Annotated in this window: 9 protein-coding genes and 1 tRNA gene; 2 read left to right on the forward strand and 8 right to left on the reverse strand. The window is 73.1% G+C overall.

Features of this window, described 5'->3' with window-relative positions:
- The first annotated feature begins 383 nt into the window (after window positions 1-383).
- Complete coding sequence (locus ACTVZO_RS19995; protein ID WP_443299692.1) at window positions 384-626, forward strand: hypothetical protein; 243 nt, start codon at window positions 384-386, stop codon at window positions 624-626.
- A gap of 7 nt (window positions 627-633) precedes the next feature.
- Window positions 634-795, forward strand: a complete 162-nt coding sequence (locus ACTVZO_RS20000; protein ID WP_443299693.1) for a hypothetical protein — start codon at window positions 634-636, stop codon at window positions 793-795.
- A gap of 194 nt (window positions 796-989) precedes the next feature.
- Here ACTVZO_RS20000 and ACTVZO_RS20005 read toward each other — a convergent pair.
- The 8 genes from ACTVZO_RS20005 to ACTVZO_RS20040 all read right to left on the reverse strand — a co-directional run bounded on the left by ACTVZO_RS20005 (window position 990) and on the right by ACTVZO_RS20040 (window position 13355).
- Window positions 990-1063 (reverse strand) — tRNA-Thr (locus ACTVZO_RS20005).
- Between the two features lie 145 nt (window positions 1064-1208).
- The gene (locus ACTVZO_RS20010) at window positions 1209-2759 is read right to left on the reverse strand and encodes an alpha/beta hydrolase (protein ID WP_443299694.1); all 1551 of its coding nucleotides are present in this window, start codon (window positions 2757-2759) and stop codon (window positions 1209-1211) included.
- A gap of 195 nt (window positions 2760-2954) precedes the next feature.
- The gene (locus ACTVZO_RS20015) at window positions 2955-4166 is read right to left on the reverse strand and encodes a DNA polymerase III subunit delta' (protein WP_443299695.1); all 1212 of its coding nucleotides are present in this window, start codon (window positions 4164-4166) and stop codon (window positions 2955-2957) included.
- A gap of 76 nt (window positions 4167-4242) precedes the next feature.
- Window positions 4243-7461: a dTMP kinase gene (gene tmk / locus ACTVZO_RS20020; protein WP_443299696.1), complete on the reverse strand. Its 3219-nt coding sequence runs from the start codon at window positions 7459-7461 to the stop codon at window positions 4243-4245.
- A gap of 212 nt (window positions 7462-7673) precedes the next feature.
- Entirely contained in the window at window positions 7674-10487 is a 2814-nt protein-coding gene (gene topA / locus ACTVZO_RS20025) for a type I DNA topoisomerase (protein WP_443299697.1), read from the reverse strand.
- A 300-nt stretch (window positions 10488-10787) separates the two neighbouring features.
- Window positions 10788-10985 (reverse strand): hypothetical protein, encoded by a 198-nt coding sequence (locus ACTVZO_RS20030; protein ID WP_443299698.1) that lies wholly within the window; start codon window positions 10983-10985, stop codon window positions 10788-10790.
- Window positions 10986-11098: 113 nt separating this feature from the next.
- Window positions 11099-12613 carry a DUF7059 domain-containing protein gene (locus tag ACTVZO_RS20035; protein ID WP_443299699.1) on the reverse strand — a complete coding sequence of 505 codons (1515 nt, stop codon included), beginning with the start codon at window positions 12611-12613 and terminating at the stop codon, window positions 11099-11101.
- A gap of 175 nt (window positions 12614-12788) precedes the next feature.
- Window positions 12789-13355 carry a small secreted protein gene (locus ACTVZO_RS20040; RefSeq protein WP_443299700.1) on the reverse strand — a complete coding sequence of 189 codons (567 nt, stop codon included), beginning with the start codon at window positions 13353-13355 and terminating at the stop codon, window positions 12789-12791.
- Window positions 13356-13418 lie beyond the last annotated feature (63 nt).

Genomic DNA, 13418 nt, shown 5'->3' on the forward strand with positions numbered 1-13418 from the left:
CGCGGCGCGGATGACGGCCACCGCGATAGAGGGCACCGAGCCCCTGGAGAACTCCCCCGGCATTCGCCCACGACGGCGAATTCCCCATCGACGTGGTCCCGGAGTACCTCCCGAGCCGGCTCCTGAACCGCTCCTGGCGCGGCGAGTTCCCCACGTAGCCACCGCTTCTCCCGCAGCCGGCGCAGTCCCTGCGCCGGCACGTCGCCCCACAAGGACCTCGACAGCGACCTCCGCGTGCCGCCCGCCCACGCAGCGCTCACACACAACGCCGGTAACCGGGGCGACGGTTACCGACGGGCAAGCTCTTCACAGCCCGGATCATCGCCACTCTCGCCACGACCGCCACGCTGGCCGTCTCACCTCCCGCCGAGGCGCACGCCGGCGTGGACTGCGGCTTCGTCGGCGCACTCAACGCCGGCTTCTGCAACTGGCGCATCGACTTCACCTACGCGGACACCAACAACAAGACCTACCGCATCTCCCGCGGCAAGACCCACACGGAGTGCGAGATCCACCCGATGCGCGACAACTCACCCCAGACACTGCCCCGCTACGGCAAGGCGTGCGCGCACCTCAACATCAACGGCACGCGCCGGGTCAGCCAGTGCCGGAACATCACGATGTGAGCCGCACATGACCGCCCAGCCCACTCCCGAAGACCCCGCCTGGGCCGCCAAACGCCGCCGTGCCGGGATCGTCGCCCTCCTCACGGGCGCCGCGATGCCCCTCGCCTTCTTCTCCTTCTTCCCGGCCTCCCCCACGTCATCGACCGGGGCGCCATCATCGTCTCCCTGACCGTCGGCGGGCTCGCCCGCTGGGCGTGGCAGTCCCATATGACGAGGAAGCACACCGCACTCAGGTAAGGCCCCACCGACCGCCCGGCGACCCGCTCACGCAACAGCTCCTCAGGCATCGTCACGGAGGAACCCTTGCGCGGCAAAAAAGCAAAACCCCCAGGTCACGGCGAGTGAGTCCTGGGGGTTCTACAGAGCCGCCTTCGGGATTCGAACCCGAGACCTACGCATTACGAGTGCGTTGCTCTGGCCAACTGAGCTAAGGCGGCACCGCTGGTCTGACAAGTATTCCCTCGAAGAGGTGCTCTCATCAGCAGCGGCGCCAAGTCTACAGGGTGTCGGCGGGTGCCTCGAACCAGGTTTCGCAGGGGTGGGACGTAGGTCACATACCGGGGTGAATGCCTCGTCCTCGGCTCAGCACTTCTTGCCCTTCTGCGGGACCTTGCCCTCCAGCAGGTAGCTGTTGATCGCGGTGTCGACGCAGTCGCTGCCGCGGCCGTACGCCGTGTGGCCGTCGCCGTCGTACGTGAGGAGGGTGCCCGACTCGAGCTGGTCCGCCAGGGCCTCTGCCCACTTGTACGGGGTCGCCGGGTCGCGGGTGGTGCCGACGACCAGGATCGGCGGGGCGCCCTTCGCGGCCAGGGGCTTCGCCGTGCCCGCGGCCTTCACCGGCCAGTACGTGCAGTTCAGCGAGGCCCAGGCCAGGCCCTTGCCGAAGACCGGGGAGGCCTTCTCGAAGGAGGGCAGGGCGGATCGCACCGCGTCCGGGCCGGTGAAGGCCGGGGGCTGGTCCAGGCAGTTGACGGCGGCGTTCGCGGACATCAGGTTGGCGTACGTGCCGTCCGGCGAGCGCTCGTAGTAGCTGTCGGCCAGGCTCAGCAGGCCCGCCCCGTCGCCGTCCATCGCCGAGGTGAGCGCCTCGCGCAGCTGCGGCCAGGCGCTCTCGTCGTACAGGGCCGCGATCACCCCCGTGGTCGCCAGGGCCTCGCCGAGCGGCCGGGCGTCGTCGCCCGTGGGTACGGGCTGGGCGTCGAGCTTGCGGAAGAACTCGTTCAGGCGGGCCGCCACCGCATCCGGAGCGCCCGTGCCGAGCGGGCACCCGTCCTGCTTGGCGCAGTCCTTCGCGAAGGCGGTGAAGGCCGTCTCGAAGCCCGCCGTCTGGTCCCGGTTCAGGTCGAGCGCCGGGCGGGACGGATCCATCGCCCCGTCCAGCACCAGCCGCCCGACCCGGCCCGGGAAGAGGTCCGCGTACGTGGCCCCCAGGAGGGTGCCGTACGACGCGCCGACGTACGTGAGCTTCTCGTCGCCCAGCACCGCGCGCAGCAGGTCCATGTCGCGGGCCGCGTCGACCGTGGAGACGTGCGGCAGGACCCGCTGGGAGTGCGCCTGGCAGCCGGCGGCGAACTCCTTGAAGGCCGCCACCAGCAGTGCCTGCTCGGCCGCGTCGTCCGGGGTCTGGTCCACCTGTGTGTACTTGTCCATCGCCGGGCCGGTCAGGCATTCGACGGGGCTGCTGCGGTCCACCCCGCGCGGGTCGAAGGAGACCATGTCGTACTGGCCGCGGACGGCGGCGGGATAGCCGATGCCCGCGTACGCCTGGAGGTACCCGATGCCCGATCCGCCCGGGCCGCCCGGATTGACCACCAGGGAGCCGAGCCGCTTGCCCGGGCCGGTCGCCTGGCGGCGGGCCACCGCGATGTCGACGTCCTGGCCGGAGCCGGCGTTCGCGTAGTCCAGCGGGGCCTTCATGGTGGCGCACTGGAACCCGGGAACACCGCAGTCGCGCCAGCTCAGCTTCTGCTCGTAGTACGGGCGCAGCGCCGCCGGATCGGGGGACGGCTGCGCCGAGGCGGAGGACGCGGCCGCCCGGGGGCCCGCCGACCCTCCGGAGGAGCATCCGACGAGCAGCAGCCCGGCGGCTGCCATCACGGTTCCGGTGGTACGCAGCAGGCGACTGGTGTCCATCCTCGGAGACTACGTCCTGCCGGGCGCGGTCTGGCCGCGGCCAGACCGCGCCCGGGGCCAGGACAGCCCCGCCCGTTCCGCGGCCCCCGCCGGGCGGGGCGCGGACCGGGAACGGACCTGGACCGTCCGGGCGCCGGCGACTGGTCCGCCCGTACGGGTGAGCCGGTCAACCAGGCGTGGACGCCGACGGGCCGGTCAGCCCGCGCGCAGGGACATCGTCATGGCCTCGACCGCGAGCAGGGGCGCCACGTTGCGTTCCAGGGCCTCCCGGCAGGCGATGATCGCCTCGATCCGGCGCAGGGTCCGCTCGGGACCCGAGGCACGGGCGATCCGGTCGAGGTCCTGGCGTATCTCCTCGTTGGCGATGGCCACGGTCGAGCCGAGCTGCAGGGCCAGCACGTCCCGGTAGAAGCCGGTGAGGTCGGTCAGCGCCAGGTCCAGGGTGTCGCGCTGGGTGCGGGTGCGGCGGCGCTTCTGGCGGTCCTCCAGCTCCTTCATCACACCCGCCGTGCCGCGCGGCATCCGGCTGCCGGCGCCCGCCTGGGCACCGAGGGCTGCCCTCAGCTCCTCGGTCTCCTTGGCGTCGACCTCCTCCGCGACCTGCTTCGCGTCCTCGGCGGCGGCGTCCACCAGCTCCTGCGCGGCCTTCAGGCAGCCGCCGACGTCGTCGACGCGGAGCGGGAGCTTCAGCACGGAGGCCCGGCGGGAGCGGGCGGACTCGTCGGTCGCGAGCCGGCGGGCCCGGCCGATGTGGCCCTGGGTGGCGCGGGCGGCGGCCGCGGCCACGGCGGGTTCGATGCCGTCGCGCCGGACCAGCACCTCGGCCACGGCGTCGACCGGCGGGGTGCGCAGCGTCAGGTGCCGGCAGCGGGAACGGATGGTGGGCAGCACGTCCTCCAGCGAGGGTGCGCACAGCAGCCACACCGTGCGCGGGGCGGGCTCCTCCACGGCCTTGAGGATCACATTGCCCGCGCCCTCGGTGAGCCGGTCGGCGTCTTCCAGGACGATGACCTGCCAGCGGCCCACGGCCGGGGAGAGCTGCGCCCGGCGCACGAGCTCGCGGGTCTCCTTCACACCGATCGACAGCAGATCGGTGCGGACGATCTCCACATCGGCGTGCGTGCCGATCACGGTGGTGTGGCAGCCGTCGCAGAACCCGCAGCCCGGCTCACCTCCGAGGGCGCGGTCGGGGCTGGTGCACTGCAGGGCCGCGGCGAAGGCCCGGGCGGCGGTGGACCGCCCCGAGCCGGGCGGCCCGGTGAAGAGCCAGGCGTGGGTCATCTTGGAGGCGGCGGGCGGCGCGGTGCCGTCCGTGGCGGCCGTGACCAGGGCGTCGGCATCGCGGGCGGCGGCGGCCAGCTGCCTCTGGACCCGCTCCTGTCCCACCAGGTCGTCCCACACGGGCATCCCGCCCACCACCTTTCACTTCACTCTGCGTGCACCCATTGTGGCGCGCGGCACTGACAATCCGGTCCCGCCCAGGTCAGCGCCGTCGGCGCGGGCCACGCTCGTCGTCCTCACCGTGCTCGTCGTCCCGGCGGCGGCCCAGCAGTTCGTCCGCCAGCGACGGCAGATCGTCCAGCGGGGTCTCCTCGGCCCAGTCCGACCGCGGCCGGCGCGGACGGCCGTCCTCGCCGAGGACCGGGAGCTCGCGCGTCCGGTCCTCGCCCGCCGTGCCCGCGCCCCCGGAGTCCCGGAAGATGCCCGGAGGCACCCGGTCGGCCGGGTTCTCCTCGGGGCGCCGGGCCGTGGGCCGCGAGGCCTGCGGGCGTACGGGAGGCAGTACGGCCGTCTCCTCCGTCGGCCGCACGGGAGGCAGTACGGCGGTCTCGTCCGTCGGCCGGACCGGCGGCTTCGTCGTGTCGACCTTCGGGACGGGGACGGTCTGCGTGATGTCGTCGGGCTGGACGACCCGCCGGAGCGCCGGCGTCTCAAGCGTCACCGCATCGTCCGGATGCGGACCATCCGGCTCCGGAGCCGAAGCCGGTTCCTGAGCCGGGGCAGCCGGGGCCTGAGCAGCCGGAGCCGGAGCCGGGGCCTGAGCAGCCGGAGCCGGAGCCGGGGCCGACGCCTGAGCAGGAGCGGGAGCAGGAGCCGACGCAGCAGCCGAAGCCGCCGCTGCCGCCGACGCCCGGGCCGCCGCCTCGGCCGCCGCCGCAGCAGCCAGCCGGCGCGCTTCCTCGGCCTTCAGCAGGGCCTCCTCGGCCCGCCGCTGCTTCTCCAGCCGCCGTTCCTCGGCCTCGGCGCGCAGCCGGGCCTCCTCCTCCGCCTGCCGGCGCAGCCGCTCCTCCTCGGCCGCCCGGGCCTTCTCCTCGGCCTCGGCACGCAGCCGCTCGGCCTCGGCCCGGGCCCGCGCCTCTTCCTCGGCCTTGCGCGCGGCCTCCGCCTCGGCCTTGATCCGGGCCGCCTCGGCCTCGCGGGCGAGCCGGGCCTCCTCCTCGGCCTTCAGCCGGGCTTCCTCCGCCTTGCGCGCGGCCTCTTCCTCCGCCCGGCGCCGGGCCTCCTCCTCGGCGAGCCGCCGGGCCTCGGCCTGGGCCACCACCTCGGCCTCCGAGAGCGGCAGCATCCGGTCCAGCCGGTGCCGTACGACGGTGGTCACCGAGTCCGGGTCCTGGCCCGCGTCGACCACCAGGTAGCGACCGGGATCGGCCGCGGCCAGGGTCAGGAACCCGGACCGCACCCGCTGGTGGAACTCGGCCGGCTCCGACTCCAGCCGGTCCGGAGCCTCCGTGAACCGCTCGCGCGCCGCCTCCGGCGACACGTCGAGCAGCACGGTCAGGTTCGGGACGAGCCCGTCGGTGGCCCAGCGCGAGATCCGCGCGATCTCCGTCGGGGAGAGGTCGCGGCCCGCCCCCTGGTAGGCCACGGAGGAGTCGATGTAGCGGTCCGAGATGACCACCGCGCCGCGCTCCAGGGCCGGGCGCACCACCGTGTCCACGTGCTCCGCGCGGTCGGCGGCGTACAGCAGTGCCTCGGCACGGTTCGAGAGCCCGGCCGAGGAGATGTCGAGCAGGATCGAACGGAGCCGCTTGCCCACCGGGGTGGCCCCCGGCTCCCGCGTCACGACGACCTCGTGGCCCTTGCCCCATATCCAGTCGGCCAGCGCCTCCACCTGCGTGGACTTGCCGGCGCCGTCGCCGCCCTCCAGGGCGATGAAGAACCCGGTGCCGGACGGGGCCTGCACCGGCTCCCCGCCGCGCAGCGCCTCGCGCAGGTCACGCCGCAGGGGCACTCCGCTGCGGTCGTCTGCCTTGGCGAGGACCACGGCCGCGACCGGCAGCAGCAGGGCGCCGACGAGCATCAGGGTGAAGGCGGCGCCGCCGTGCGCGACGACGACCTCGCCCCCGCCCAGCCGGTGCGGCCCGATCACCGCGGCGAGCACCGGCGCCACGACGGCTCCGAGCGCCACGGCCACCCGTACGACCGCGTGCAGGTGCTCGGTGACCCGGGCCCGGCGGAACTCCTCGGTCTCCTGGTCCAGCAACGTGTGCCCGGTGTTGGCGGCGACACCTGCGGAGGCGCCGGCGAGCAGCGAGAGGAACAGCACGGTGGCGGTGTCCGCGACCAGCCCGGCGAGCAGCAGCGACAGCCCGGCCACCGCTATGGCCAGGGCCAGCAGCCGCCGCCTGGACAGGGCGGGCAGCACCTTGCCGGCCTGGGTGGCGCGGATGCCCGCAGCGGTGCCGCCGACCAGCGCGAGGACGAACAGTGCGAAGGCGGCCGGACCGCCGCCGAGGTCGAAGGCGTGCAGCACGGCCACGGCCACGGCGCAGGACACCGCGCCCGCGACGGCCGCGCAGGCCAGGACCAGCAGCGGGATGACGCCGGTCCGGCCCTTGTCGGGCCGGTCCCCCGTCTTGGGGGCGCGCAGGCCCTCCAGCGGCGAACGCGGCCGCGGGGTCTTCCCGCCGGGCAGCACCAGCGGCAGCAGCAGCGACACGGAGGCCGCGAAGAGGCCGGAGGCCACGTACGAGCCGAGCGCGGCCTGGTTCGCGGCGAACCAGTCGACGCCGAGCCCGAGGGCCTTGCCGACCAGGGTGGCGGCGAGCAGCGCGGCCGCCGCGACCGGGAGCGCCGCGAACGCCGTACGCAGGCTCAGCCGGCGCAGCGCGTCCAAGTGGTCAGGAAGCGGTCGTACGGTCGCCCCCTCGGGCGGCGGCACGGGCAGCAGGGCCGGAGCCGTGCTCTCCTTGGCCAGGGTCCACAGCCGCTCGGCGGCGCCGGCCACGAAGACGGTGGCCAGCAGCGCGGTGAGCGCGTGGGCCGGGATCCAGTCGAGCCACAGCGGGGCGACGACGAAGAGCGCGAGCCGCACCCCGTCGGCCCCGATCATCGTCCAGCGGCGGTCCAGCTTGCCGCCCGGGGCGAGCAGACCGGAAAGCGGTCCCAGCAGGACCGCTCCGAAGAACAGGGTGGCCAGGATCCGGACCCCGAAGACGACGGCCACGGCGAGGGCCGCACCCCGGTAGCCGCCGCCGAAGGCTCCTTCGGTGGCGGCGGCCTGAAGGGCCAGCAGCACCAGCACCAGCAGCGCGAGGGCATCACCGATGCCGCTCACCAACTGGGCACTCCACAGCCGGCGCAGCCTTGGGGTGCGCAGCAGTGCGCGCACCGCACGCTCGCGGGAATCCGCGGCTAGGGCTTCGTCGTAGGCGGGGTTCGCGGGGGCGGTCACGACCGTCGGCTGCTCGGCTCGCGTCATCCGCCCAGCCTATCCGCTGCGCTTGGCCGCTGCGGAGGCCTGTGGACAAGGTCCACTGTGACCCCGGACCCACCTTCGCTCCCCGGGCCCCCACCCCGGACCCCCGCGCCGCGAACGCCGACGGGCCGGACGGCCTCGTGCGGAGCACACGACGCCGTCCGGCCCGTCGGCCGGCGATCCGTTGGCCGGGACCGGCCGGGACCGGCCGGGGGCTACTCGTCCGCCGGCGCCGCGGCCGCCTTCTTGGCCGTGGCCTTCTTCGCCACCGTCTTCTTCGCGGTCGTCTTCTTGGCCGCCGTCGTCTTCTTCGCGGCAGCGGTCTTCGTCGCCGTCGCCTTCTTCGCCGGAGCCTTCTTGGCCGGGGCCTTCTTCGCCGTCTTCTTGGCCGGGCCCTTCGCCCGCTTCTCCGCGAGCAGCTCGTAGCCGCGCTCCGGCGTGATCGTCTCGACGTCGTCGTCCCGGCGCAGCGTCGCGTTCGTCTCGCCGTCCGTCACGTACGGCCCGAAGCGGCCGTCCTTGACCACCACCGGCTTCTCGCTGACCGGGTCCGTGCCCAGCTCCTTCAGCGGCGGCTTGGCCGCGGCCCGGCCGCGCTGCTTGGGCTGCGCGTAGATGGCCAGCGCCTCGTCCAGCGTGATCGAGAAGAGCTGGTCCTCGGTCTCCAGCGACCGCGAGTCCGTGCCCTTCTTCAGGTACGGGCCGTAGCGGCCGTTCTGGGCCGTGATCTCGACGTTCTCCGCGTCCACGCCGACCACGCGCGGCAGCGACATCAGCTTCAGCGCGTCGTCGAGGGTGACCGTGTCCAGGCTCATCGACTTGAAGAGCGAGGCCGTCCGCGGCTTGACCGCGTTCTTGCCCGTCTTCGGCGTGCCCTCGGGGAGGATCTCCGTCACGTACGGCCCGTAGCGGCCGTCCTTGGCGACGATCTCGTTGCCGCTGACCGGGTCCTTGCCGAGCTCGAACTCGCCGCTCGGCTTGGCGAACAGCTCCTCCGCGTACTCGACCGTCAGCTCGTCCGGAGCCATGTCGTCCGGTACGTCGGCCCGCTGGTGGCCCTCCGCGTCCTTCTCGCCCCGCTCCACGTACGGCCCGTAGCGGCCGACGCGCAGCACGATGTCCTGACCGACCGGGAAGGAGGAGATCTCCCGGGCGTCGATCGCGCCCAGGTCCGTGACCAGCTCCTTCAGACCGCCGAGGTGGTCCCCGTCGGCGGGCACGACCTCGGTCGCGTCCTCCGAGCCGAAGTAGAACCGCTTCAGCCACGGCACGGACTGGGCCTCGCCCCGCGCGATGCGGTCGAGGTCGTCCTCCATCTTCGCGGTGAAGTCGTAGTCGACCAGCCGGCCGAAGTGCGTCTCCAGCAGGTTCACCACGGCGAACGACAGGAAGGACGGCACGAGCGCCGTGCCCTTCTTGAAGACGTAGCCGCGGTCGAGGATCGTTCCGATGATCGACGCGTACGTCGACGGGCGGCCGATCTCGCGCTCTTCCAGCTCCTTGACCAGCGAGGCCTCGGTGTAGCGGGCCGGCGGCTTGGTCGAGTGACCGTCCACCGTGATCTCCTCGGCGGCGAGCGCGTCGCCCTCCGCGACCTGCGGGAGGCGCTTCTCGCGGTCGTCGAGCTCGGCGTTCGGGTCGTCCGCGCCCTCGACGTAGGCCTTCATGAACCCGTGGAAGGTGATCGTCTTGCCGGAGGCGGTGAACTCGGCGTCCCGGCCGTCGGCCGCCCGCCCGCCGATCTTCACGGTGACGCTGTTGCCGACCGCGTCCTTCATCTGGGAGGCGACGGTCCGCTTCCAGATGAGCTCGTAGAGGCGGAACTGGTCGCCGGTCAGACCGGTCTCCGCCGGGGTGCGGAAACGATCACCCGAAGGACGGATCGCCTCGTGCGCCTCCTGGGCGTTCTTGACCTTGCCCGCGTAGACGCGCGGCTTCTCCGGCAGGTAGTCGGCCCCGTAGAGCTGCGTGACCTGCGCCCGCGCCGCCGACACCGCGGTGTCCGACAGCGTGGTGGAGTCCGTACGCATATAGGTGATGAAGCCGTTCTCGTACAGCTTCTGGGCCACCTGCATGGTCGCCTTCGCACCGAAGCCCAGCTTGCGCGAGGCCTCCTGCTGGAGCGTCGTCGTACGGAACGGGGCGTACGGGGAGCGGCGGTACGGCTTGGACTCGACCGAGCGGACGGCGAACGAGGTCTCCGCCAGCGCGGCGGCGAGCGCCCGGGCGCCTCCCTCGTCGAGGTGCAGCACCTCGCTCTTGAGCTGCCCGTTCGAGCCGAAGTCACGGCCCTGCGCCACGCGCTTGCCGTCCACCGTGTTCAGGCGGGCGACCAGCGTCGAGGGGTCGGAGGCGTCACCGGTGCGCCCGGTGGCGAAGGTTCCGGTCAGGTCCCAGTACTCGGCGGAGCGGAAGGCGATGCGCTCGCGCTCCCGCTCGACGACGAGGCGGGTGGCCACCGACTGGACGCGGCCGGCCGACAGGCGCGGCATGACCTTCTTCCACAGGACCGGCGAGACCTCGTAGCCGTAGAGGCGGTCGAGGATGCGGCGGGTCTCCTGCGCGTCGACCATGCGCTGGTTCAGCTCGCGCGGGTTGGCGACGGCGTCGCGGATCGCGTCCTTGGTGATCTCGTGGAAGACCATCCGGTGGACGGGGACCTTGGGCTTGAGGACTTCCTGCAGGTGCCACGCGATGGCTTCGCCCTCGCGGTCCTCATCGGTGGCGAGGAAGAGTTCGTCGGACTCGGCCAGCAGCTCCTTGAGCTTCCTGACCTGGGCCTTCTTATCGGCGTTGACGACGTAGATCGGCGCGAAGTCGTGCTCGACGTCGACGCCGAGGCGGCGGACCTCGCCGGTGTACTTGTCGGGAACCTCGGCCGCGCCGTTCGGGAGGTCGCGGATGTGCCCGACGCTCGCCTCGACGACGTATCCCGGGCCGAGGTAGCCCTTGATCGTCTTCGCCTTGGCAGGGGACTCGACGATGACGAGTCGGCGGCCGCCCTTTGCGGTCTCGCTAGTCGGGGACAACTTGGCTCTTCTCTCCGGTCGGCACTCGGTCGCGGTACGGCGACGCTGCGGAGTGTGACGGTACAACCCGCCCCCGTGTCAAACGGCACAAGCCCGCAACGGCCACTCGAACGGTAACCCGACAAGTGCCGGTTCTGCCGCCCGGATGCCGCGCCGGGCCCCTGCCGGTCACCGGGCCGAGTGTCCGGGGGGCCGTCTGGCCCCGCCCTCGGACCCCTCCCCGAGCCTCCCCCGCACCGGCTTCCGCATCGCCGTCCGGACCTGCTTCGAGGGCCGGAACGAAGCGGCCGAGGCCCCGCGTCAGGGCCTCGCGAGGCACCACGCGCCGAGGGCCAGCGACACCCCGCCGGCGAGCAGCGCCAGCGGGACGGCCACGGCGGGGCGCACTCCTTCGGCCACCAGCGCGCCGCGCAGGGCGCGCGCCCCCGTCCAGGCCAGCAGAGCCGCCCCGAACAGCAGGAACACGGCGCCCGAGAAGATCGCCGGACCGTTCTCCATGCCGCTCTCCCTACCCCTGGGCCGCTCCCGGGATCCCCCCGGATCCCGCTGCGCGAGAGCCTTCCAGCCGTTCGGATACGGCGGGCGAACCCCGGGTTACATCCCGGTTCCGGCTACCGCCCCGGGTCGGTGACCGGCTCCAGGAAGCCCTGCTCGACGAGCATCCGGATGGCCTCCGGGGTCCGGTCCCGCAGCACGACCGGATCCTCCTGGACCAGGTGCGCGATCGCGTCCAGGATCCGCCCCGCGCTCAGTGAGCCGTCACACACTCCGGCGAAACCCGCTCCGACCGTGTCGACCTTGGTCGCGCGCCGCATTCCGCGGTTCTGCCGGAGCACGACGTGCTCGGGATCCTCCGAGCCCGGCGCGCCGACCTGCTCCTGCACGACCTCGACCGCCAGCTGGAAGTAGCCCTCCAGAAGAGCCGCGTCGTCGTGGTCGCGCAGGTAGTCCTGGCGTGCGAAATGGGCCAGGACGGTCTCGCCGAGCGGCTGCTCCACCGAGTGCGGCCACTCCTCCACCACGATCGAGGGCTCGGCCGCGTCCGTCCGGCGCAAGGTGATCCAGCCGAAGCCGACGGACTTCGTCTTGCGGGCCTCGAACTCGTCCAGCCAGTCCTCGTACCGCCGCGCGTACTCGGCGGGGTCGGCACGGTGGTCACCCGCGTCCCGCAGCCACAGCTCGGCGTACTGCGTCACGTCCTGCACGTCACGCTGCACGATCCACGCATCGCAGCCTCGCGGCACCCAGGAGCGGACCCGGTCGTGCCAGTCCTCGCCCTCCACGTGCTGCCAGTTGCCCAGGAACTGCGCGTACCCGCCGGGGTTCAGGTGCGCGCCGGCCTCCTGGACCAGGGTCCGGCACAGGTCGTCGCCGCCCATGCCGCCGTCCCGGTACGTGAGGCGGGCGCCGGGGGAGATCACGAACGGCGGGTTGGACACGATCAGGTCGTACGTCGCTTCCCCGACGGGCTCGAAGAGCGACCCGGTGAGCAGCTCCGCCTGCGGGGCGCCGGACAGTGCCAGCGTCAACCGGGTGAACTCCAGCGCCCGGGGGTTGACGTCGGTCGCGGTGACCCGTGTGGCGTGCTGGGCCGCGTGCAGCGCCTGGATGCCCGATCCGGTGCCGAGGTCCAGGGCCGAGCCCACCGGCAGGCGGACGGTGATCCCGGCCAGCGTGGTGGAGGCACCGCCGACCCCGAGGACCACGCCCTCCTCGCGGCTGCCGATCCCGCTGGCCCCGCCGACGGCGCAGCCGAGGTCGGAGACGATGAACCAGTCCTCGCCGTCGGGCCCGCCGTACGGGCGCACGTCGACGGTGGCGTGCACCTCGTCGCCCTCGGCGCGCAGCCAGCCGTCGGCGAGGGCATCCTCGACGGGCAGCGCGCCCTGGGCGTGCACGTACGGGACGGGCTGCTGGAGCAGGAACAGCCGCACCAGGCTGGCGAGCGCGCCGTCACCGCCGCCGCGCGTGGCGCGCAGGGCGGGGACCGTCTCGCTGCGGGCGAGGGCGGCGTAGGCGGGGGCACCGAGCAGGTCGAGCAGCCCGTCGGCGGTGAAGCCGGCGGCCAGCAGGGCGGTACGCAGCTCGGCGGCGTGGTCGGGCGAGGGAAGGCTGGTGGTACTCACCCCACCATTGTGGCCGCTGGGACCGGCGATCGGTGCGCCCGCGCGGGCGCCGCGGGCCGTTGCGGGCCAATGCGGGCCGTCGCGGGCCGTCGCGGGCCCGGACGTGCGACGGGGCGGCCGCGTCCCTTCCGGAACGCGGCCGCCCCGGCCGCCGTCAGCCCACCGCCCCGCAGGGCTACTTGGGCGACGGCGAGGGCGCCGTGACCTGGCAGCCCTTCTGGCTGTTCATCGCCTTGTCCAGGCCGCCCGCGTTGAGCTGGGCGAGGGCGTCCTTGCCGCCCTTCGTGGCCTCCTGGAGGCCGCCCGCCAGCTCCTTGAGCCCCTCGGCGAACTTCGTCTGGTCCTTGGCGTCCAGCGCGTCCATCTTGGTCTTCAGGTCGGCGTAGCCCTTGGAGGTCTCCTCGAAGCCCTTGACCGCCGCGTCCAGCGTCGCCTGGCCGTTCTTGACCGGCGGAACTCCCGCCCCCTGCAGCGCGGTCCCCATCGTCTTGTACGACTCGGACATGGTCGCGAACGCCGCCGAATCGGTCTTCTGGACCTCCTCCGGCTTGCTGCTCTCGGTCGCCACGCGCTTGATCTCGGCGTTGGCCGCCTCGACCTTCTCAAGTTCGGGCTGCCACTGGTCGCAGACCTTCTTGGCCCAGGCGTCGGCCTTCTTGTCGCCGTCGTCCCCACCGCACCCGGACAGGACGAGCATCAGTACCGCACCGCCCGACACTGCGGCCGCAAGCTTCTTGTTCACCGGATTGGTCCCTTCGAAGGCTCTCGGCCCGGAAGATACACGGCCGTCATCCGGCGGCGCACA

This window comes from Streptomyces sp. IBSNAI002, assembly GCF_052244475.1.
Taxonomy (GTDB): Bacteria; Actinomycetota; Actinomycetes; order Streptomycetales; family Streptomycetaceae; genus Streptomyces.